Origin of the sequence: Pseudoteredinibacter isoporae (genome assembly GCF_040372805.1) — a bacterium.
GTDB classification, from domain to species: Bacteria; Pseudomonadota; Gammaproteobacteria; order Pseudomonadales; family Cellvibrionaceae; genus Pseudoteredinibacter; species Pseudoteredinibacter isoporae_A.
Window position 1 is genome coordinate 176,119 of the sequence record NZ_BAABWJ010000009.1, and the last position, 21,561, is coordinate 197,679.

Genomic DNA, 21,561 nt, shown 5'->3' on the forward strand with positions numbered 1-21,561 from the left:
CCCTGGTTAATTATTCACCACAGCCGTAAAAAGGTGGCGTATTCTACCCGCCAACTGCCCTGATGTCTTTAATTTTGCGGCTTCAGACAGACAAAACCCGAGGTATTCTCATTGGCCCGTTCCAAAAGTAGCGGTCGTTGGTTGCAAGAGCACTTCAACGATCAATATGTAAAGCAATCCCAGCAAGATGGCTACCGTTCCAGAGCCAGCTATAAGCTGATCGAGCTGGATCAGAAGGACAAGCTGTTTCGCACGGGTATGACCGTAGTCGATCTCGGCGCAGCCCCAGGAGGCTGGAGCCAGGTCGCGGCGGAGCGAGTCAATGCCAGTGGCGACAGCAAAGGGCGAGTTTTCGCCTCAGACATCTTAGAGATGGATGGCATGGCCGGTGTGGATTTCGTTCAGGGGGATTTTACCGAAGAGTCGGTCTTTAACGAATTGATGGATCGTATGGGGGGGGCTCAAGCAGACCTTGTAATCTCGGATATGGCCCCCAATATGTCAGGTATGGCCGATGTTGATCAGCCCAAATCCATGTACCTGGTGGAATTGGCCCTCGATATGGCTCGACAAGTATTAAAGCCCGGTGGGGTTTTTGTCGCTAAGGTATTTCAGGGCGAAGGATTTGATGAATTGTTGGCCGACAGTCGCAGCAGTTTCCAGAAGGTTCTGACCCGAAAGCCTGATGCCTCCAGAGCCCGCTCGCGAGAGGTTTATCTCGTGGCTAAAGGGTTTAAAGGCTAAAAATTTGCAGGTTTAAACCAAAACCGCGAAATGACTGTCATACTTACATAGGGGCGGTCATCGTCTCGAAGCCGCGCAGGGGCGATGTGTCTGATATTTGTGCAGCTTGGTCTGAATAGACTGTAAAGAACCGCTAAAGCGTGATACCAAGATACGCTGAGAAACGGAAATGGGGCTACAATGGCCCACCAAACCTCATTGAGGCTTAACGTAGTTAGCCGTGCTTCGCTTTATGGCACTGGCGCCAAGAGGAAATCGCTTTGAACGATATGTCAAAAAACCTTGTATTGTGGCTGGTCATTGCGGCAGTGCTGTTTGCTGTCTTCCAGAATATCAATGGTCAGACCAAGCAAAAGCCACTGGTTTATTCTGACTTTATTGCCGAGGTTCGCTCCGGGCAGGTTCAGAAGGTTGTTGTCGATGGCCTGATTATTCACGGTGAGCGTCGCGACGGTTCAACCTTCCAGGTGGTTCGTCCGCAAGTCTCCGACAACAAACTGATGGATGATCTGTATAACCATAAGGTACAGATTGAAGGCAAATTGCCCGAAAAGCCCAGTATTTGGCAGCAGCTCCTCGTAGCGAGTTTCCCCATCCTGATTATTCTCGTGATCTTCATGTTCTTCATGCGCCAGATGCAAGGTGGCTCAGGTGGACGTGGTGGTCCAATGAGCTTTGGTAAGAGCAAGGCTCGCCTGTTGGGTGAAGATCAGGTGAAAACCACCTTCGCCGATGTGGCGGGTGTTGATGAAGCCAAAGAAGAAGTTCAAGAGCTGGTGGAATACCTGCGCGACCCATCCAAGTTTCAGCGACTGGGCGGTCAGATTCCTCGTGGTGTGTTGATGGCGGGTCCTCCAGGAACCGGTAAAACGCTGCTGGCAAAAGCGATTGCTGGCGAAGCCAAGGTACCATTTTTCTCAATCTCCGGTTCTGACTTTGTGGAAATGTTTGTGGGTGTGGGCGCAAGCCGTGTCCGCGATATGTTCGACCAAGCCAAGAAACAGGCACCGTGCATTATCTTTATTGATGAAATCGATGCGGTAGGTCGTCATCGTGGTGGCGGTCATGGTGGTGGTCATGATGAGCGTGAGCAAACCCTGAACCAGTTGCTGGTTGAGATGGACGGCTTTGAAGGTAACGAAGGCGTTATCGTTATGGCAGCCACTAACCGTGCCGATGTATTGGATAAAGCCTTGATGCGTCCAGGTCGTTTTGACCGTCAGGTCCACGTTGGTCTGCCAGACATTCGTGGTCGCGAACAAATCCTGAAAGTTCATATGCGTAAAGTGCCTATGGACGACGCGGTAAAAGCCTCTGTGATTGCTCGTGGTACTCCGGGCTTCTCAGGTGCTGATCTGATGAACTTGGTGAACGAAGCCGCTCTTTTTGCGGCGCGAGCCAATAAGCGCACCGTGAGCATGGAAGATTTTGAAAAAGCACGCGATAAAATCATGATGGGCGCCGAGCGCAAGTCCATGGTGATGAGCGAAGACGACAAGATCATGACGGCTTATCACGAAGCGGGTCACGCTATTGTGGGTTACTTGATGCCCGAGCATGATCCGGTGCACAAGGTCACCATTATTCCACGCGGCGGTGCTTTGGGTGTGACTCAATTCCTGCCGGAAGATGATAAGTACAGCCACAGTCGCCGCTACCTGTTGGGTCAAATCTCAACCTTGTACGGTGGCCGAATTGCCGAAGAGATGACCGGCGGTGCCGATGCGGTGTCTACTGGTGCGTCCAGCGATATTGAACGTGCGACAAAAATTGCGCGTGGCATGGTGATGAAATGGGGTCTGTCTGAAAAGCTGGGCCCGCTTTCCTACGGTGATGATGAAGGGCAATACCCTGGTATGTCTTCACCGAATTATTCCGGCGCGACATCTAAAGTGATCGACGAAGAAGTGCGCAGCATTATCGATGATCGCTATAAAGTGGCCGAGGGAATTCTGGAAGAAAACCGCGATATTCTGGAATCCATGAAAGATGCTTTGATCGAGTATGAAACAATCGATTCTGAACAGGTGGAAGATTTGATGAATCGACGCCAAGTGCGTCCACCACGCGATTGGGATGATGGCGATTTCAACAGCCACATCAAATCTGAAAAGAAAGATTCATCGGATTCGGATAAATCCACAGGTCCTATTGGTGGGCCTGCCAACGAAAGCTAAACGCAATCGCGTTTAGCCTGGCCGCCGTTACTTGTTAACTGCGGCCATTTTTATTTTCTGCCCGCTTAAAAATGATACACGCACCTGATTTATCGAGCGCCGTTATTTATGTCTTCTCCTGTTCTTAATTGCGCTGGCAAACCGCTGGACCTGAGCAAGCCCAAAATTATGGGCATTCTAAATACCACACCCGATTCCTTTTCCGATGGCGGCAACAGTTATCAGCAAGGTTGTTTGGATCTGGATCTCGCCCTGCAGCGCGCGATTCAAATGCAGGCTGAAGGAGCCAGTATTATTGATGTCGGTGGGGAATCCACCCGTCCAGGCGCAGCCAAGGTGTCCGCTCAGGAAGAAATGGATCGAGTCATCCCTGTGGTTGAACGTATTGCCCGCGAGCTTGATGTTGTCGTCTCGGTAGATAGCAGCAGTCCCGCTCTGATGAAAGAAGCCGCAGCGGTAGGAGCCGGCTTAATTAATGATGTGCGGGCCTTGCAGCGCGACGGTGCCGTTGAAATGGCGGCTGAGCTGCAGCTTCCGGTATGCCTTATGCACATGCAGGGCCAGCCAGGCACCATGCAAAATAAACCCAGCTATCAAAATGTTGTGGAGGAGGTTTCCGCGTTTTTGACTGAGCGGGTCGACCAGTGTGTTGCTGCGGGTATTGATCGAGAGCAAATCATCCTGGATCCAGGTTTTGGTTTTGGTAAAACCCTGGAGCATAATGTGGAATTGCTGCGTAAAATGTCGTCTTTGACGCAGGCCATGGGTTTGCCCGTATTGGCCGGGCTGTCGCGTAAGTCAATGTTGCAAGGTTTGTTGCAGCGACCCGTCGAGCAACGTTTGGCGGGCAGCTTGGGGGTGGCCATGTTAGCCCTGCAGCAAGGTGCGGCCATACTGCGGGTTCACGATGTTGCCGAAAGCCGGGATATTTTAGAGTTGTTCTGGCAAATAGATGCCAGCCACTGACAAAACAAGATCGTTTAAGTAAATAAGCATTCAATCGAGCGTGGCCGTGGGCCAGGGAAATTATTGACCGGGACGGGGGAGAGTATGAGTAGACAGTATTTTGGTACCGACGGTATTCGAGGCAAAGTAGGCGAGCAGCCGATCACACCCGATTTTGTTCTGAAATTGGGTTGGGCCGCTGGCCGGGCACTGGCAAAGAGCATTAAGGCGTCCGGTGGCCGCAATCAGATTCTTATCGGTAAAGACACCCGAATTTCAGGTTATATGTTTGAATCGGCATTGGAAGCGGGTCTGATTAATGCCGGTATCGATGTTGGCTTGCTCGGCCCAATGCCTACCCCGGCAATTGCTTACCTGACCCGGACTTTCCAGGCCACCGCCGGCATTGTGATCAGTGCTTCCCACAATCCTTATTATGATAATGGCATTAAGTTTTTCAGCCGCCAGGGCACCAAACTCAATGATGATATCGAGTTAGCTATTGAAGCGGAAATCGACCAGCCAATGTTCACCACGGAAGGCAAATTGGGTAAAGCCATGCGCATATCCGATGCGGCGGGGCGTTACGTGGAATTTTGTAAAGGCACAATGCCTTGGGGGTTCAGCCTGCAAGGAATGACCATCGTGTTGGATTGTGCCAATGGTGCGACTTATCACGTTGCGCCTTCAGTATTCCAAGAGTTGGGTGCCAAGGTGATCAGCATCGCCGTCGAGCCCGATGGTTTGAACATCAACCGTGGCTGTGGATCGACGCATCCCGAAATGTTGCGAGACAAGGTGGTCGAAACAGGTGCCGATCTGGGTATTGCTTTTGATGGTGATGGCGATCGTGTTCTGTTTGTCGACGGTCATGGTGAAGTGATTGATGGTGATGAATTGCTGTACATCATTGCAGCTCATCGTGCCGCCGGTGAGCATGGCTGCAATGGTGTGGTTGGAACTCTCATGAGTAACTTCGGTTTTGAGCTGGCCCTGAAAGATATGGGGGTGCCGTTTGTGCGCGCCAAAGTGGGCGATCGCTACGTGATTGAAGCCATGAAGCAAAATCAGTGGTTGCTGGGTGGTGAGTCCTCTGGTCACATCGTGTGCAGTGACGTGACTACGACCGGTGATGGCATTGTGGCCGCACTGCAGGTGTTGCTAGCGGTGGTCGAGCAGGGCAAGAGCCTGCATGAGTTGAAAAACGGCATGAACAAGCTGCCCCAAACCATGATCAACGTTCGCCGCAATAAAGTGATTGATCTGGCCGAAAACCAAAATATTCAAAAAGCGATAACCGCTGCGGAAACGGCCATGGCGGGTCGCGGGCGTGTGTTGTTGCGCCCATCGGGCACAGAGCCGGTGATCCGGGTAATGGCCGAAGGTGAAGACAGCCAATTGGTTGGTCAACTGGCCCAAGAGCTGGCTGAAGTGGTGGAAAAAGAGGTCGCATAGAGCCCTTTGCAGGCCTGGCTCAAAGGGTGTTTTCAAGATGCGGACTTTGACCGCATTAAGCCCTTGTTTTGTTTGCAAGTTTAGCGTCACTCATATACCATTGGCGCCCGCTTTTGGCAGCAGATGGAACCCTGGGTTTTAAGGGCTGTTAAGCACTCAATTTTTGATCGTGGAATAACACAAAAGAAGACGGTTATGGCAAAACCCCTGGTGCTAGGCAATTGGAAAATGAACGGGTCAATTCCCGCCAATGCCGAATTGCTGAAAGGCTTGCGCAACTGGGATGCTGACAAGGTTTCTTTAGGTGTCTGCCCACCGGCAATTTATCTGCCGCAGTGTCAGGTCGTTCTGAACGGCAGTGATGTTGCTTGGGGCGGTCAGGATATGAGCGAACATGAGTCTGGCGCTTATACCGGTGAGATTTCCTCACAGATGTTACGCGAACTGGGCTGTCAGTATGTCATTTTGGGGCATTCTGAGCGCCGCCAATACCACGCGGAAAGCGATGCGTTGGTGGCGAATAAGTGCGCAGCCGCATTAAAGGCATCTCTGGTGCCCGTGTTGTGCATCGGCGAGAGCCAAGCCGAACGTGAAGCGGGCGAAACTCTGGCTGTGATAGAGCGTCAATTGATGACGGTTGTGAATCAGTTAGGTTTGGATGCCATGGCCAATACCGTGGTGGCTTATGAGCCCGTTTGGGCCATTGGCACAGGCTTAAGTGCCAGCCCGGAACAGGCTCAGGAAGTGCATGCGTATATTCGTTCGCGCCTGGGTAGTGTTGCGAACAGCGTACAGATTTTATATGGCGGCAGTGTCAAACCAGACAATGCCGCTGAATTATTTACCAAGCCCGATATCGACGGTGCCTTGGTAGGCGGTGCCTCACTAAAGGCAGATGACTTTTTGGCAATTGCTAAAGCAGCAGTTCGCTAACAAGTTTATAGACGAGAAACGCAAGAGCGTAATATGGATAAGATTATTCTGATCGTACACATGCTGACAGCATTGGGCATTATTGGCCTGATCCTGCTGCAGCAAGGTAAAGGTGCTGAAGCGGGTGCTTCTTTTGGCGGCGGTGCATCCCAGACCGTATTCGGCAGCTCCGGTGGCGGTAACTTTTTTACCCGCGCCACAGCGATCCTGGCGACCATCTTTTTTGTAACCAGTTTTGGCTTGGCCATCGTGGCAAAGCAGAACGCCGGTGTAACCGTCGACGAAGGCATTCCTACCTTACAGGTTGAGCCCGAGTCTGATATTCCTGCGGCAGCCAGCGATGAGCTTTCTGATTCTGATTTGCCAAGCTTGCAAGACGACGTTGTTGAAGAAGCCAGCGCCGTTACTGAAAACGCGGCGAATGAAGTTAGCGATGCGGCCAGTGCAGCAATGGATCAGGCGGCGGAAACCGCTGAGACCGCCGCACAAAATCTGCAAGAACAAGCTGCCGAAACTGCTGATGCAGTCGAGGACAACGTTGAGGAAAACACACCTCAATAATCACGTTTTAGCCGAAGTGGTGGAATTGGTAGACACGCCATCTTGAGGGGGTGGTGAGCTAACGCTCGTGCGGGTTCAAGTCCCGCCTTCGGCACCAATTATGATTTGCGGAATCTTCGCAAAATATTACAAGGCCCCGTTTTACGGGCCTTTCAGGTCGTTCAGGCCGATTTCTTAGCTTGTAAAAATCAAAAAATACCACGTATTTTCCCGCCTGTTTATGTCAGTAGCGCGATTGTTTACGTTAGAGGGCATAGTTGTGGCAACGTTTCGAAAGCACGGTAAGAGATAGGCTGCCGAAGTGTGTGCCCGGTGTACGGAAGTCAAAAACACATGCTACAAAAACCCTGGCCCGTAGTGATGGTGGAACCTAAGCCAGTGAATGATGGTGGTGAGGCGCTTTATAGAGTTATGTCATGCAAAGGCGAAAAGCCTGATGACAGGAAGATTTATTGTACTGGTTTTTCTGGTTTGTGGTATTACGCTAATGAGCACTTTGAGGAAACCAGATTGCTCGGAGCTTAGGATACGGTTGTAGTTTTTGGCCTGGAGCAAAAAGTACTGCGCGACGGCGATAGTACAGGCGTTTGAATGTAAACTTAGTCATTAATAGAACTTGATTTACCTTTGAAGGTTTGAGAATCTAAGCTCTCACTATAGTTTGACGGAAGTGCTATAGAAATAGAATCATCTTAGTTTGAAAGCTTCATAGTTCTAGGTATAGAAGTATTAACATGTATAGTTGACTGGTTGATTGGAGCCTGCCCTGTATTTAAGGTGGTTTATTTTTTACAGAAGGAGGTTTGTATGATCAATACATTGATGTTTGGTGTGTGCGGTTGTGTCCATGAAGTTGCAGCGATCCTGGGGTGCAGGGCGGGCTTCGAGTGAAATCTCCGGCGGTCAACAAAATACGAGTTAAATTTGCCTAGTTCAAGAAGAGCACGCTGCTACTTCGCCCGTACCCCTCCACTAACTACCCTCTTTTGGAAGAGCCTCGTAGCCTAATTTGTCGGTCAGCATTACCATTCCTTTATTACTTGGTTTTTCTGGAAAGTCCAGAGGAGGGATTTCATTAAGTTTAATGGCGATACTGGCTTCTTGATCTATATTTATACTCTTGTTTTTTAGTAGTTTTCTCACTCCTGGATGCGGTATGTGTGGTGAGGTGTGAGTTATGTAGAATCCAAGTGGGGGAAACTTTAGGCAGCTGCCAAAAGTTAGTTTTCCGCCGAAACTATCTTGTTTGGCAAAGTGCTTTAGAACGGTTTGTTTTTTGCCAGGGTAAATCCAGTAATATATTTCAATTTCATCGGGTAGAGGAGAGTCTGGATTTAAAAAATAATTTCTTAAAATCTGGTTTACAGGTGAACTGCAACTTGCCTCTCTGATTTCGTCAGTCGCGACAGCGGCCATCAAGTGCCCGACGACGCTCCTTGCAATTTTTTGTGGTTGAACTTTTACCTGGATGGTATCGGGTAGGGCAATTTCCCCTTCGTATGCTTTTTGTGCATAGTACTTCACTTCTTTGGTCAGATCTCCAAGAGCGGGGTCATATCGTAAGCCTAATCGATCACCATTGCATTCTGAACATATGGTGCGAAAGTGAGTTCCGCCTTGGGACTGCGTGGAAATAGAAGGCTTTCTTGAGTGTAAAAAGTCTAGTATGTGAGTATCGATATTGCCGCAGCATCTTGGAGGGACGTGATCCCTAGATAGAGTCGCTAGATTTTTGCATATGGCGCAGTACCCCTGGGTGGGGCCTTTTGTGCTAACTCTTGCTCTTAAGTTTTTTGAGTAATTTCCCACTTTGACATTCCTTGCCTGTCTAGTTTATTTTTCGTCTGTTTAATGAAAAGCTCGTTTTTGACTCGTAACACTCGTATATAACGATTTCTGGGTAATTAGCGATAGTTTTAATTACCTTTTCTCGAGCATCTTTTTCCACTCTTAAGCCTAACGTAATGCTTTTTAGGCACTCTCTATGGAGCTGGTACACCTTGTTGGGTTGAGTGTGGAGAACTCTCCATTCTTTCTCATAGCTCCAGTTTTTAGACTTTACTTTTATAGCATCTTGTGTAGATTTTATGAATTTGCTTTCGTTATTTATAAGATCGACTAATTTTGGTCTAGGCCTCGCTTGTTTATACAAAACTCTTTCAGCTAAGTTGAAGGGTTCTAAAGTAGTGCCAAATTCCAGGCAGAAACCAGTATGTTTATTTGCATAGTGGCCCCATAGCAAGAGTGAGTCCCAGCGTTCACATAGGCATGTCACTCCAATATGGATATGTTTGTCGAAAATACTATTTTCTACGCTAAGGACGGTTTCCTTAAACTTCTCTATTTCTTGTTTTATTTGATCAGCTGTAAGCTGTGATACATCCCAGCCTCTCTTTTTCATTTCACAAATAAACCTGCGATCAGAGATTTCTCTATCAACTGAATATTTACAATCAAAAGGGTCGTTGAAGTTACTAGGATCATTGAAATAAATCTGTGATTTTTCAAGGTTCTCTAGATCATAATCAGGCTCGCCACTGTTATCGTCGACGCTTTTTATGGAGCAGTATTTGTACAGAGATTTAGGGGGATTAGGGACTGCTCCTTTATTCCTTTTTCTTCTTCTGGCCATATCCGTTTTGGTTCCAGTAATGATTTTGTTGTACTGAGTAATACAAGCGATAGATCGGTAGTGGTAGTAGGGGGTCTTGCAATTCCTACGTGTTCGATGTTACACATTTGCTACATTTTTATTTTGGTTGTTTATAAGTTATTGAATAAAAATGATATTTTAAATTATCTAACCAGCCCATCATGGGTCTGAAATTCAAGTTCACAGTTCATTTTCCCAATATCTAAATCGCGCACCATTTGTGCAATCTACAAAGAAGCTTAGTCTTTGGCGTGTACTCTTAGTCAAACTCAGCTCCGAGAGGATGGCAATATCACACTTGCCGCTGTCCACTGCTTTCATGGCCGCTAGTTTACGAAATTTGTCAATTTCCTTGACTCTGGATGGATATAGCCTAACCGTCTTAGGGTACTGATCGGCGGAGGTTGGGATTATTGCGGAAGAAGCAATCTTGCCAGTATATTTATCTGATTTGGAAGCAGGGCTGTTATTTAAGTGTTTGCTTTCAATCCAACCTCTGTGTGACTTGCTAAGGAACTTTGGAGAGATGACGCGAACCCAAGACCAGTTTCCCTGGGTACACTCTTCGTATACCAGAGTTGTATCATCCACAGATAGGTATTTGGTTTTTTTCAAGACTTTTGTAGCTTTTTTATTTATCAGTTTTTTGAATTTTATGCCCGGACCGCCTCTCATAGAAATGCCAGTCCCTATTGGGGTATATCTTTTTCCAGTTAGCTGTGCGCCATTCTCGCAGTCTTTTGGAGGCTTGTCTTGGTTTGAATTGCTGGCTGCAATAGTCTTTTTCTTCGGTGGCTTTTTGCCACAAGCAATCAAGAGCGAGGCTCCAACTGCTAGCAGTATTAGTGATAAGATTATTTTCGACGAGGTACTCATGGCTGCTTCCCTGTGCCTATAAGGCAATAATATGTTATTGCGGACTGAGATGATAACGCTCTCTGTCAGCATATCGCAAGCATTGTTATTGTCTGCTATTTAAAGCTTGGGCTGGGATTTGATTAAGTATTTGCGAACGGGCTTTCATGCGCGCCGCGTATGCGTCAAAATAATTACAGACCTTTATATAAAGGGTATGGTTTCCTGCCTTCGACTTGAATTAGATGGATTGAAGCTCATGTTGTGGGTATAGGAAAGATCTGAGTAGAATAGCCCTTCGTTAAGCAATGATATGGAGTGTCAAAGATGAGTAGATTTGAGGATAACAGACAGCTTGTGGCTTCTGTGTTGGAAAGCTCGGCTGGTTTTGTAAGCGATATTGGATTAGATCCCGAAAGAGCATTTCAATACCAGTGGCGCGGTGGAGCTGTGCTTAACTTGGACTTTGTTGGACGTGACGGTCTTACAGGCTATCAGGGAGAGGCGAAAGATAGCGACATCCTAGAAGCTAACTGTGAGGCTCTGTGTGAATTCTTATGTCAGGCGTTTCCAGACGTTGATCTAATGGATAATAAGGGCTGGAGCGGCCCTAGAGAATACAACTATCGGGTTGTATTTCAATTGCCTGATCGAGTGTCTAAGGACGTTTGACTCAATGCATGGAAGGCAGGGTTAACAGCAGCTTTTAGCTCATCCTCTTTACGTTAATTCTACGTCTATATTGCTCTAGGTCTTTAATATCAAAGGGGTTGGTTTCCCGCCTTTGGCACCAAATCAAAACTCTTGGCATTCGAGAGTATCTAAAAGTCCCGTAAATCGGGGTTTTTTGTGTCTGATTGTCTGGTAAGGTTTGTTGACGGTCGGAATGAATGACCCTATCTCTGGTTTAATAAATCCAATATGCCATGATATTTCCTGGGCAAGCGCCAGTATCGAAGAGGACAAATGATATGAATCGTTCCGATTTTAAATTATGGATTTCTCTATTTACGTTGTTGGCTGTGTGTTTGTCAGTGAATGTCCACAGTCAAGCGGAGCCGTTGTATGAGGGTTTCTGGGAAACTGAGGGGTATGGTTATATCTTTGGAATCCAGAAAAAGACCGTCACTATTTATGAAAAAACGGCCATAAGTTGTCTGGTCAGTGGGTTGTCCTCAGGCAAGCTAAACAATACGGAGCCTCAAGCAGCTCCGTACTTTCATGTGGCGATACCTGGCTTTATCAATGCGAGGATGGAGATTTATCAACGCTCGGATTCCAGTAATGATTTGGTTTTTCATCGTACAGATACCAATACTTGGATGGTTGCTAAAAGGGTTTCCAGTTTGCCGGAACAATGTTCGGCAACACCAAATCCAGCCTTAGCGCTGGAGGTGTTTGTTCAAAACTTCCGTGAACACTATCCTTTTCTGTTGAGGAACCCAGCGTTTATCGGGGAAGTGAATTCTGATCATAAGAAATTCACGGGGCAGCCACTGTTCGATGAGATAAAAAGTTTACTTCGTAAGTTGGAAGATCCGCACACCGCATTGTTTGCCCCAGACATCGATCAGTTATTTCTTGGGAATGAATTGCCTAAACCCCAAGTGCCAACTGCATCTGAACTTGCAACGATAAAACGGCGAGTAGAAGCGCATTATGTTGTTGGTAATGTCGAAACCCTCAATGAGCAAATGCGACTGGGCCAGCTCCCCGATGGGTTGAGTTATTTAGCGGTAGATGGTTTTTGGGGGCTGTCAAAAGAAGGTACCGCTAATGCTGAACGTTTGGCAATGGAGGCGGCTCTTCCCAAAATACTCAAAGCACTGAAAAGCAGCAAAGGTTTGGTGATCGATCTGCGAGCGCATTCTGGAGGCTCCGATAAATTGGGGATTCAGCTTGCGGGGATCTTCACTAAGAAAGACTACCTAGCCTATCGAAAGCAGTTTGTCATTGAAGGAGGAGTAGATCCGAAATGGCAAGAGGGGATGCCGATCATGGTACGCTCCATAGGCGGAAGCTCCTGGGCCGGGCAGATTGCGATACTTACCAGCCCAGCTACGGTTAGCGCGGGTGAAGCGTTTGTGATGGCCTTGGAGCAGCGATACCCTCGAGTAAAGCGTGTCGGAGAGAAAACTCGAGGAAGCTTTTCGGATATGTTGCCGAGGACTTTACCCAATGGATGGCTGTTTTCATTGCCCAATGAACGTTATCTGGATGCGGCGGGAAAGAGCTTCGATTTTATAGGCATTGAGCCACATCTGTATGTTGAGGATGTGCTGGGTGAATCTGAAAATAGCCGTAGGGATAGGGTGTTGGAGGCTGCCATGGATTTCTTACTTCAATCGCCGTCCAATCACTAAGGGGCTTTACTTGCGCCGTGTAGTGACCGTGGTTTACGTTGATAAAATGTAGAATTCAGCGCCAGTTGAATCAAGATTTGGATTCGCCCCCCCATTCTTTGGTAGAATCAGCCCTTTGTGAAGATCAAGAGCCGGTATTGTGATTAAAAAGCTTTCTCTATTTCTGTTGACCATCACGCTGGGTGTCGCCAGTAGCGGGGGAATCGCTGGCAAGGCGATTGTTGCTCCATTGGGTGACGAGTACGAGCTTGTGTATCGTTGCCAGAACGAATGTGTTCTGGTGCTGTTGCCAAATGGCAAATATGGCGTAAAGGATTCCGAGGGTGGCTGGGTGACCACATTGGTCAGAAAGCTGAAAGATACGGAAAAAACACCGGGCTTTTCTTTTTAGAGCAGAGAATAAAACAGCCGAACAAAAATTAATCAGTGGTGGCAAATAAGTAAGGCGCTTTGAATGGTTAGGATTGCACTGTTTACTACGTTGCTTATCGGCTTGTGTGCCGCCGTTTACTATTTCTATATGACGCCTACTAGCCCCAATGGGGCTGCAGAACCGGCCTTGTTTGAACCACAGCCACTTCCTGAGTCCAGCGGGAGCACCGCTACACAGCCTTCCGCCAAGCTCGTAGAGCGTGCTGTTGAACCAGATGGGCCAGCCCTGAGTAATCTTCCGTCAACTTCCAATACCGCCACAGCCAAGCTAAACGCTGCATCAAAAGTGGCATCGAGTCGTGAAGTGCAAGCGGGCATTGAAGATTTGCTTTTGGATAAGAGTGGAGGCGCCGTTCGCGCGCGTACTGCCGTCCATATTATTGTTGATTCGGATGGGTTTTCGAATCTGGTTTCTCAGTTGGACTTCCACGCCGATTCGTCTCCCAATACAGTAATGTATGAGGAATCGCTCGAGGAAAGCTTCAGAAATCTCAACAGCGAAGTCGACAATGCCACCATTCTGTACGATGACTTCGCCTGTACTGAAAACATGTGCATAGGTCAGGTCCGCATTTACGGTAATGACGAAAGCTATCAGCTTGACAATATTTCAGCAAAAATTCTGAGTTCTATTAACGAACAGGAAGAGTATTCGAATACATCGGTTGTGAGTCATGTTGAAGATAGGCTGGACCACCAGTTGATGAACTATATTATCAACTTCCCGAGCGTGGGGGATGCGCCTACCATTGTTATGGAAAATTCGGTGAATCAAGAGCTGAAGTTTGTGGACGACAGTGCGGCAGCACCAGCGAATAAAAAACAGTAACGACAGGGGCTGGCAACAAGTACAAAATATCCAGGAAGCTCGGCGTTCCTCAGCGAAAAAACTTACCTTTTCTGATTGGTCTCTTCAAACAATTCAACAAAATCTTCTGCAATCTTGGGTAAAGACTTCCAGCGCCGTGATGCCCAGCCGAATACAATGGGCGGCAAATCTGAAATGGGAATGTAAGCAACGGCATGTTGTTTTTTTAAGTTTTGGGCGTGGCGTTCAGGGCTAATGGTATGCCCTAAACCCATTTCCACAAATTGAATGGCAGTGTCCCAATCATCTACGGTAGTAATGGTTTGACAGTAAACCCCTTTGCTTTGCAGCTGTTGGGTGAGTTGACTTTGTGAGGTGGAAGAATCTTTCAGAGCGATATAGGAAATGTCTTTGAGCTGTTTGGCCTGGATGCGTGTTCTTTGGGCGAGTTTATCGTGTTCGGGTACGACCAAAACCCAGGGCATTTCGACAAAAGGGCGTTGTTCGATACCTTTGATGGCATCGCCCATGGTGATGAAAGCCAAGTCGACTTGTTCATCGCGAAGGGCTTCAATGCAGCGTTGATGAGTGTTGGCTGATTGGAAGTGAAGTTTTACACTCGGGTAGCGTTCACGGAAAGCAACGACGGTGTTGCTCATAAAGTGCTTGATGGTTGTGCCCCCAGTGGTGATACCAAGTGAGCCCATTTCGCCTGCCGCCAGTTGTTCGAGTTGTCGTACGCCCAGAGTGATATTGCCCAAGCCTTCCCGCACATGCTCGTAGAATACTTGCCCGGCCTGGGTGGGCTCTACACCTCGAGCCTTTCGTTCAAGTAGACCGACACCCAGCTCTTTCTCCAGGCGAACGATGTGCTGGCTGACGGCGGGTTGAGTGCAATGCATTTGTCTGGCTACGGCACTCAGGTTTTTGTGTTCACAGGCGGCGATAAAGACTTTCAGATCATCCAGAGTCATGCGTAGGGCTCGATTTGCTTTCGTTAGCATATATCATAGTAAATACTAGGGTAGTCAAACATATCTATAGAATTTACTTTGATATAAGCATGCGGCAATCTGCGCACCTTGTCTACTATGAAATGTCAGGGGATCTTATGTCTGAAGTGTTTGAAACAATAACCGTACCGCGTCTGCAATCAATGAAAGATAGCAAGAAGTTGGTGATGTTAACGGCCTACGACTACACCATGGCTCGGCTGTTGGATCCTCATGTGGATATTTTGTTGGTCGGTGATACGGTGGGTTGTGTCGTGCAGGGGGGAGAAACAACGCTGGGTGTTACCCTGGAGCAAATGACCTATCACGCTACGATGGTAAAGCAAGGCGCGCAACGTGCCCTGGTCGTTGCCGACCTGCCTTTTGGTACCTATCAACAGGGTGCAAGCTACGCGCTTGATGCGGCTATTACTCTGGTAAAAGAAGCGAAGGTTTCTGCCGTGAAGTTGGAAGGTGGCGTGGAAGTGTGTACCAGTATTGAGAAAATCAGCCAGGCGGGTATTCCTGTGATGGCCCACCTGGGACTGACGCCCCAGTCTTATCACGCGATGGGTGGAAATAAAGTTCAGGGCAAGAGTTCGTCCGCCGCAGAAAAATTGTTGGCAGATGCAAAAGCCGTTGAAGCGGCGGGTGCTTTCGCTCTGGTACTTGAGGCGATTCCGGCAGAGCTGGCTCGGGAGATAACCGAAGCACTCTCCATTCCTACTATCGGTATTGGCGCCGGAACAGATTGCAGTGGCCAAGTGCTGGTCATCAATGACCTGATTGGTCTGAATGAAAGTGAAGCGCCTATGCGTTTTAACAAGGAATATTGTGCGGTGCGAGAACTGATTGAAAATGCCGCCAAATCCTTCGCGAGTGAGGTTCGAGCAGAAGCGTTTCCAGATGCGTCTTACAGTTATTAATAAAATATGATCGACGGGAACAGCGATGTTTATAGCCTTTCCCGTCGAACCGAACTCATTACAAATGCATTCTAAACAAATGGAATTGATCGGTGCCGGATTTAATGCGATGCGCATTTTGTTTGAATAATTCTGAGGCCTGAAATGCCTTTAATCCGTCTTCCGTATCCCACTCGACAAAAGTTAATTGACTTGGGGCTGCGTGTCGGTTTCCTTTGGGGGCCTGTGTATGAATGCCATGAGCTTCATACTGCGGTGACCGCATGGTGTAAATAAAACGGCCGCCGGCCTGTTTTACCGCAGGTTCGATATTGCTCAGATATTGTTGGTAATCTTCTGGGTGGCTTTCTTTAATCCAAGCCATTGCAAGTGTGTAGTGTTTGTTGGGGTGGAAACTCAGCTCGAGTTTCTTGTCCAATTCCTTGCTGTAAATGTTTAACACTTCCCAGGCTATCGGGCGAAGCGATTTGATATTCGGCCATTCGGCTCTAGCGATCAGCTGGTTTTCTGATGCCTGATCTGGCCATGAAAAAAATGCCATGGTTTTGGGGTTAAATTGTTTTGAAGAGCTGCTGTTAATGCGTATCTGGCCTTCACGTTTCAATCCGTATTGGCTGGCCAGCGGAAAGGCTGCGTCGTAATACTCTTTTCGTGCCGCTTTTCCTTGTGGCGTTTTATGCGTTACTGGGATGATGACCGAAAATACCTGCCCCTTTGCAAATGACATTCGCAAAGCTTCTTTATCGTTATTGGCGTGTGCGGCGTTGATGCAAAAAAACACCATGAAGGCGGCAAACAGATTGGGGAATGTCGCCAAAAGGCTGTAGGCCGTTGTGGGGAATCGTCGCATGTTATGTGTCCTCTGTGCGCTGAATTTGACTAGACCATAGAGGCTGTTGCCTGGCTTGTCTTGGCTTTACTTTGTCTTGGGCTGGTGCAAAAATGCACCAATGAAAAATTGGGACGACTACCGCTTAATCCTGGCATTGCACCGCACGCAGACTTTACGTGGCGCGGCGGATTTGCTTGGCGTAAACCACTCGACGGTCTCTCGTCGCCTTACCGTGGTGCAGCATCAACTCGGGCATTTATTTGAGCGTACTCTGGACGGTTACCAGGCCACGTCACTGGGATTGGAATTTGTGAATACCGCTTTGCAGATTGAAAACCTGAGCGAATCCATGGGTCGGCGCCAGCGTGGGCAGAATGACGACATGAGTGGGCCGATTAATTTATCGATTCCACCGCCTATTGCTCAGACGTTGCTGATCGGTGAGCTGAAGGGGTTTTCTGAGCGTTACCCCAATATCCAGCTGAATATCAATTCTTCGTTTGAACTGCGTAATCTGGAAAGAGCCGAAGCGGATATTGTGATTCGAGGCACAGATCAACCACCGGAATATTTAGTTGGCCGGCGAGTGGCATCGGTCAAGCTGCATTATTATGGATTACGGGAATATCTGAATACCACTGCTGCGGAACATTATCAGTGGATTGGACGCGATGCCGACGAGCAAAACCCTCAATGGATTAAAGACTCACCTTACCCGAATGCCCGGATTGGGATACGTTCCGATGATATTTTGATGCGCCATCAGTTATTGCTGTCCGGTTATGGCTTGAGTCGAGGGGCGTGTTATATGGCAGATCCCTGCGAAGAGCTTGTGCGCCTCAATGATACCCCGGCAATTCATCTAACGGATCTGTGGGTGCTGGTTCACCCGGATCTGCGAGAAACCCCCAGAATCAAAGTACTGATGCAGTTCTTGTGTGAGGCGTTGCTGAAAAAGAAAAGCCTGATCGAGGGCAAACAACCCTGAACGCATCGGCGGGTATTTTTAAGCGTTGTGAGACGATCTCGACCACTCGTCAGTTGAACGCATTGGGCTGAACCCCGTTAATCCCCCCATTTTTCTGATATTTCGCTCTCCTTGCTTAGGCGGCCTAGTCAATTAAAGTCGCTTAAAGCCTTGCCTGGCGCGGTTTTCAAAAGTCATGTAAGCAAATGAAATTCCTTTTCTGTCGGCCTTGTGGGCATCATTGTTGACGGTTCACGCACTCAGAGGGGGCTTTGCTTCCATATCAGTGATAATCCTGTCAAACAAAATTTGTGACGCAGTTATCAAAATGGGGGTCTGTAGTGTGAGAGGATTCACAGAAAATGGAACAAAGGTATGGGCGGATTCAGCCTATACTCCTATTTGTTTCTTAGATAGTAAGACGAAAACATAAGAATAAAGGAAATTGGTGGAGAATAACGAGTAGTTTCTATCAATGATGTATTCGGCGTGTTTGAGAGCTTCCAAATGGATTCGGAAGCGTTGCGGTATCAAGCACCGTGAAGTGTTGAAACACCAGCTGTATTCCAAAATCTGCGGGCACCGCCCGTTTAGAGACCATGGGTTTATTAAAGCTAAGCAGTCGATTGCCTTGGCTAGATAAATATTGAGCGATGGATATTGCTCCTTGGACTATAGGATTTGGACATGGTGGAAAACAACAGCATCAACACGAGCCTTCTTTCTGCAAATGAAGGTCCTATCGAGCCAGTTTATGAGGTGTCTCAAGATGCCTTGGTGATTGGTATCAAAGGTGACGTTTTTATACAGCGTTCCGGTGAGTCATCCACTCAAGTCTTAAATAATAACGACCCTGTTGCCATTGGCGACAGCATCACCACGGCGGCGGATGCGGCGGTTGTCATTCGTTTTTCAAACGGCTCTCTGTTAACGCTCGGTCACGAGCAAAGCGCAAAAATCGATGCCGCGTTGGTGCGTCTTCTGGAAGACGACAGCGTTCAGCAAATAGCCGGAGAAATCGAAGAAATTGATTTTGCCAAGCTGGAAGAAGGATTGGCGAAAGGTTTGAATCTGGAAGAATTACTACCTGCAACTGCAGCCGGACCAGGAACGGGTGGGGCTGGTAATGGCAGTTCAGTGGGTACCGGGGTGCGTTTTGAATTGACGGGTGATGAAACCATACCCTCGGCGGGTTTTGGTACCGGTACTTTTGGGAATGGCCTCGCGACGGGAGAACCGGAAAACGGGATTACTGATACCGCACCAGAAGCAGCCGACGATATCGATGAAGTGAGCAGTTTAAATGTAGCGACCGGAAATGTTGTAACCGGCCTTGACGTCGGTGGTGATGCCAACACTCTGGATGGCAATGCGGATGATTCGGGCCCCAATGGTTTTGGTGACATTATTGTTGTGGGTGTGACCCTTGGAGATACGCAAACTCCCTTGAGCGATGGCAGCGGCGTTGGTGTGACTCTCGAATCGGATCGTGGCATTTTATTACTGAACAGCGATGGCAGTTATACCTATACTCCCAATCGTACCGCGACGGGTACGGATGTGTTCACGTATACCATTGTTGATAATGATGATGATCTATCAACAGCAACGTTAAGTATCGCGATTGATGCTACACCAGATTTACAGGTCCCCGATGGGGATACACCTGATACCCCAGAGGCAAATGCTCTTGCGCAAGCACAGGGTACCGCCGCATTTGAAGCCGGTTTAACGGATGGTACGGGCGAATTGTCCGATGGTGACTCCGGTAATAACAGTGACCCCCGTGAAGAAACCTCTGGCCGTATTACGTATTTTCAAGGCGACGGTGAAGGCACAGTGACGATTGCCGGAGTCGTCGTAGCGGTTAACGGTGTTTTGCAAAACTCTTCAGTGAATGGCAATTTCGGCGTGCTGGAAATAACAGCCGTCAGCGAAACCGAGATCACTTACCGCTATCGTTTAAACGATGCAGCTGATCACAGTGACGGGCCTGTTTCTGAGAATTTTACTGTGATCGTCAGTGATGATGATGGTAATAGCAGTGATGATGTCAGCGCTAATTTACACATTCGAATCATCGATGATTCGCCCATCAGTAACTCCCAGATTGATAGCATTGATGGAAGTTTGCAGGCAACGGGTAATGTACTGACGGCTATCGATATACCATCCGGTGACAGTAACAGCACTGATGGCGTAGCGGATATTGTTGGTGCGGACGACCCAGGTTTTGTAGCGTCGGTTGCTGCAGGTGATCAAGCAGCCACTTCGGGTGGCGTAGGTGTTGCCGTGAGCAGCGATAAAGGCACATTGGTTCTGCAGGCTGATGGCAGTTACACCTATACAGCAAACCCTGGCGCTTTCGGCGATGATATTTTTACTTATGTGCTGAGCGATGCCGATGGCAGTACCGAAAGCGCAACGTTAACAATTAATGTCGATGCCGCGAATACATTGGCTGATGATGATGAATCGGCCAGCGGCTTGCAGGGCGCCAGTATTGCGGGAAATGTTCTTGAGAACAGTAGCAATCCTGATGGGCCGGAAGACGCCTCCGTGGGCTCATTTTCAATTCCGGGGGATTCCACTCAATACCAAGCAGGTGATACGGCGATTATCCCAGGCATAGGTTCTATTACCCTTGAGAGCTCGGGCGCGTACACGTTTGTTCCTTTGCCTGGTTTTGCGGGCACCGTTCCTTCCATTACTTATGTCGTCACGGATGGCTTGAACGTTGTCGACTCGGATTTAAACCTGACGGTAATTGACCCTCTTGTGCCGCCTATTGCGGTTTCTGATGTTGTCAGCAGTGCAACGCCTGGAACAGTGGTGACCGTTTCAGTGCTAAACAATGACAGTGATCCGGACGGATTTCTCGTTGCGAGCAGTGTGGTGATCAGCGGTGCACCTGGAAGCGGAAAAACTCTGGATGTGACCGGGCAAGGCGTCTGGCAGGTACAAGCGGATGGCAGCATTACTTTCACTCCAGAAGCGGGTTTTGCGGGGAATCCGGATGCGATAACGTATTCCGTCAGCGATAACGATGGTTTAGTGGCCAGCGCGCAAGTGACGGTGAATTATCAAGTGAACGTTGTCGTTGACGATATTACGGTCACCGAAGGCGACAATGCCGTGTTCTCTATTCAGGTGAGTAATGCAGAAGCCAATAGCATTCTTAATCTGAGTCTGCAGGATGGCTCTGGTGCAAATGCTGCGAATGCGCCCACGGATTATAACGCCAGCCTACTCGAATACAGTCTGGACAATGGTGCAACATGGCAGGCCTTACCCGCTACTGGGGAGGTGAGTTTAGTTTCTGGTGGCAGCCCGCTGGTTCTGTTACGGACCGATACCGTCAGTGATAATCTCGATGAGAACAGCGAAGTGTTCGATCTCTCGGTGAGCTTAAGCAGTGGTAGTGAGGTCGTGAACGATGCCGCACAAGCCACCATTCTGGATAGTGATTTACCCAATGTCGGCGTGTCGGGTCAAACCGTTAACGAAGGCGTGAATATTGTTTTTCAAGTTGATGTTCAAAATGCGGCGGCCAATAGCAATGTAACCTTGACCTTAAATGATGGTCTAGGGGTTGATGGAGCGGTTCAAGGCGTCGATTTCAATACAGGCTTGTATCAATATCGTTTGTCTCCCAGCGACCCATGGCAAGACGTGCCCGCGGGTGGTGTGATTGCGCTTGTTGCTGGCGGAAATCAAACTATTTTTGTGCAAACCAATACCGTCGTCGATGCACTGGATGAAAATCTCGAAAACCTGAGTCTTTCAGCTGAGCTTAATAGTAATGGAACCCTCGCGACCGCGTCGGCCCAGGGCTTTATCAATGACATCAACACGCCCACGGTTAATGTGGGTCAACCTAATACCGGAACCGGTGACGTAACCGTTGATGAAGGTGTT

18 protein-coding genes and 1 tRNA gene are annotated in these 21,561 nt (G+C 48.3%); 14 read left to right on the forward strand and 5 right to left on the reverse strand.

Annotation, left to right across the window (positions count from 1 at the left end):
* Window positions 1-111 precede the first annotated feature (111 nt).
* From rlmE to ABWW03_RS16620, 7 genes are all read left to right on the forward strand, one after another.
* Window positions 112-744, forward strand: coding sequence for a 23S rRNA (uridine(2552)-2'-O)-methyltransferase RlmE (gene rlmE, locus ABWW03_RS16590; protein WP_353410166.1), 633 nt, complete (start codon window positions 112-114; stop codon window positions 742-744).
* Window positions 745-1,013: 269 nt separating this feature from the next.
* Window positions 1,014-2,921, forward strand: a complete 1,908-nt coding sequence (gene ftsH, locus ABWW03_RS16595) for an ATP-dependent zinc metalloprotease FtsH (RefSeq protein ID WP_353410202.1) — start codon at window positions 1,014-1,016, stop codon at window positions 2,919-2,921.
* 108 nt (window positions 2,922-3,029) lie between these two features.
* Window positions 3,030-3,887 (forward strand): dihydropteroate synthase, encoded by an 858-nt coding sequence (gene folP, locus ABWW03_RS16600; RefSeq protein WP_353410168.1) that lies wholly within the window; start codon window positions 3,030-3,032, stop codon window positions 3,885-3,887.
* Window positions 3,888-3,971: 84 nt separating this feature from the next.
* Window positions 3,972-5,321 carry a phosphoglucosamine mutase gene (glmM, locus tag ABWW03_RS16605; protein ID WP_353410170.1) on the forward strand — a complete coding sequence of 450 codons (1,350 nt, stop codon included), beginning with the start codon at window positions 3,972-3,974 and terminating at the stop codon, window positions 5,319-5,321.
* Between the two features lie 195 nt (window positions 5,322-5,516).
* The gene (gene tpiA / locus ABWW03_RS16610; protein ID WP_353410172.1) at window positions 5,517-6,254 is read left to right on the forward strand and encodes a triose-phosphate isomerase; all 738 of its coding nucleotides are present in this window, start codon (window positions 5,517-5,519) and stop codon (window positions 6,252-6,254) included.
* 33 nt (window positions 6,255-6,287) lie between these two features.
* Window positions 6,288-6,815 carry a preprotein translocase subunit SecG gene (gene secG, locus ABWW03_RS16615; RefSeq protein WP_353410174.1) on the forward strand — a complete coding sequence of 176 codons (528 nt, stop codon included), beginning with the start codon at window positions 6,288-6,290 and terminating at the stop codon, window positions 6,813-6,815.
* Window positions 6,816-6,825: 10 nt separating this feature from the next.
* A tRNA-Leu gene (locus ABWW03_RS16620) sits at window positions 6,826-6,912 on the forward strand.
* A gap of 875 nt (window positions 6,913-7,787) precedes the next feature.
* Here the strand turns inward: ABWW03_RS16620 and ABWW03_RS16625 are convergent.
* The 3 genes from ABWW03_RS16625 to ABWW03_RS16635 form a co-directional block, all read right to left on the reverse strand.
* Complete coding sequence (locus ABWW03_RS16625; RefSeq protein WP_353410176.1) at window positions 7,788-8,339, reverse strand: hypothetical protein; 552 nt, start codon at window positions 8,337-8,339, stop codon at window positions 7,788-7,790.
* Window positions 8,340-8,643: 304 nt separating this feature from the next.
* Complete coding sequence (locus ABWW03_RS16630; RefSeq protein WP_353410178.1) at window positions 8,644-9,447, reverse strand: DUF2971 domain-containing protein; 804 nt, start codon at window positions 9,445-9,447, stop codon at window positions 8,644-8,646.
* A gap of 201 nt (window positions 9,448-9,648) precedes the next feature.
* On the reverse strand, window positions 9,649-10,344 hold the full coding sequence (locus tag ABWW03_RS16635; protein WP_353410180.1) for a hypothetical protein: 696 nt from the start codon (window positions 10,342-10,344) through the stop codon (window positions 9,649-9,651).
* A 306-nt stretch (window positions 10,345-10,650) separates the two neighbouring features.
* On the opposite strand from ABWW03_RS16635, the gene ABWW03_RS16640 reads away from it, so the two are divergent.
* From ABWW03_RS16640 to ABWW03_RS16655, 4 genes are all read left to right on the forward strand, one after another.
* Entirely contained in the window at window positions 10,651-10,995 is a 345-nt protein-coding gene (locus ABWW03_RS16640) for a hypothetical protein (RefSeq protein WP_353410182.1), read from the forward strand.
* A gap of 299 nt (window positions 10,996-11,294) precedes the next feature.
* Complete coding sequence (locus ABWW03_RS16645) at window positions 11,295-12,686, forward strand: S41 family peptidase (protein ID WP_353410184.1); 1,392 nt, start codon at window positions 11,295-11,297, stop codon at window positions 12,684-12,686.
* A gap of 139 nt (window positions 12,687-12,825) precedes the next feature.
* On the forward strand, window positions 12,826-13,077 hold the full coding sequence (locus ABWW03_RS16650; protein ID WP_353410186.1) for a hypothetical protein: 252 nt from the start codon (window positions 12,826-12,828) through the stop codon (window positions 13,075-13,077).
* Between the two features lie 63 nt (window positions 13,078-13,140).
* Window positions 13,141-13,947 (forward strand): hypothetical protein, encoded by an 807-nt coding sequence (locus ABWW03_RS16655; protein ID WP_353410188.1) that lies wholly within the window; start codon window positions 13,141-13,143, stop codon window positions 13,945-13,947.
* A 62-nt stretch (window positions 13,948-14,009) separates the two neighbouring features.
* On the opposite strand, the gene ABWW03_RS16660 is transcribed toward ABWW03_RS16655, so the two are convergent.
* Entirely contained in the window at window positions 14,010-14,930 is a 921-nt protein-coding gene (locus tag ABWW03_RS16660; RefSeq protein WP_353410190.1) for a LysR family transcriptional regulator, read from the reverse strand.
* Window positions 14,931-15,037: 107 nt separating this feature from the next.
* Here ABWW03_RS16660 and panB point away from each other — a divergent pair, with 107 nt between their 5' ends.
* Entirely contained in the window at window positions 15,038-15,844 is an 807-nt protein-coding gene (gene panB / locus ABWW03_RS16665; protein WP_353410192.1) for a 3-methyl-2-oxobutanoate hydroxymethyltransferase, read from the forward strand.
* 58 nt (window positions 15,845-15,902) lie between these two features.
* Here panB and ABWW03_RS16670 read toward each other — a convergent pair whose 3' ends face one another.
* Window positions 15,903-16,694: a hypothetical protein gene (locus ABWW03_RS16670; RefSeq protein WP_353410194.1), complete on the reverse strand. Its 792-nt coding sequence runs from the start codon at window positions 16,692-16,694 to the stop codon at window positions 15,903-15,905.
* Window positions 16,695-16,794: 100 nt separating this feature from the next.
* On the opposite strand from ABWW03_RS16670, the gene ABWW03_RS16675 reads away from it, so the two are divergent.
* Both ABWW03_RS16675 and ABWW03_RS16680 read left to right on the forward strand, forming a co-directional pair.
* Window positions 16,795-17,664 (forward strand): LysR family transcriptional regulator, encoded by an 870-nt coding sequence (locus ABWW03_RS16675; RefSeq protein WP_353410196.1) that lies wholly within the window; start codon window positions 16,795-16,797, stop codon window positions 17,662-17,664.
* Between the two features lie 666 nt (window positions 17,665-18,330).
* Window positions 18,331-21,561, forward strand: a 3,231-nt coding sequence (locus ABWW03_RS16680; RefSeq protein ID WP_353410198.1) for a retention module-containing protein, incomplete at its 3' end; no start/stop codon positions are given.

Coding starts and splice junctions, on each gene's coding strand:
- folP (WP_353410168.1), top strand. CDS start 3,030: ATGTCTTCTCCTGTTCTTAATTGCGCTGGCAAACCGCTGGACCTGAGC.
- ABWW03_RS16670 (WP_353410194.1), bottom strand. CDS start 16,694: ATGCGACGATTCCCCACAACGGCCTACAGCCTTTTGGCGACATTCCCC.
- ABWW03_RS16660 (WP_353410190.1), bottom strand. CDS start 14,930: ATGCTAACGAAAGCAAATCGAGCCCTACGCATGACTCTGGATGATCTG.
- ABWW03_RS16655 (WP_353410188.1), top strand. CDS start 13,141: ATGGTTAGGATTGCACTGTTTACTACGTTGCTTATCGGCTTGTGTGCC.
- ABWW03_RS16675 (WP_353410196.1), top strand. CDS start 16,795: ATGAAAAATTGGGACGACTACCGCTTAATCCTGGCATTGCACCGCACG.
- tpiA (WP_353410172.1), top strand. CDS start 5,517: ATGGCAAAACCCCTGGTGCTAGGCAATTGGAAAATGAACGGGTCAATT.
- secG (WP_353410174.1), top strand. CDS start 6,288: ATGGATAAGATTATTCTGATCGTACACATGCTGACAGCATTGGGCATT.
- glmM (WP_353410170.1), top strand. CDS start 3,972: ATGAGTAGACAGTATTTTGGTACCGACGGTATTCGAGGCAAAGTAGGC.
- panB (WP_353410192.1), top strand. CDS start 15,038: ATGTCTGAAGTGTTTGAAACAATAACCGTACCGCGTCTGCAATCAATG.
- ABWW03_RS16630 (WP_353410178.1), bottom strand. CDS start 9,447: ATGGCCAGAAGAAGAAAAAGGAATAAAGGAGCAGTCCCTAATCCCCCT.
- ABWW03_RS16635 (WP_353410180.1), bottom strand. CDS start 10,344: ATGAGTACCTCGTCGAAAATAATCTTATCACTAATACTGCTAGCAGTT.
- ftsH (WP_353410202.1), top strand. CDS start 1,014: ATGTCAAAAAACCTTGTATTGTGGCTGGTCATTGCGGCAGTGCTGTTT.
- ABWW03_RS16640 (WP_353410182.1), top strand. CDS start 10,651: ATGAGTAGATTTGAGGATAACAGACAGCTTGTGGCTTCTGTGTTGGAA.
- ABWW03_RS16645 (WP_353410184.1), top strand. CDS start 11,295: ATGAATCGTTCCGATTTTAAATTATGGATTTCTCTATTTACGTTGTTG.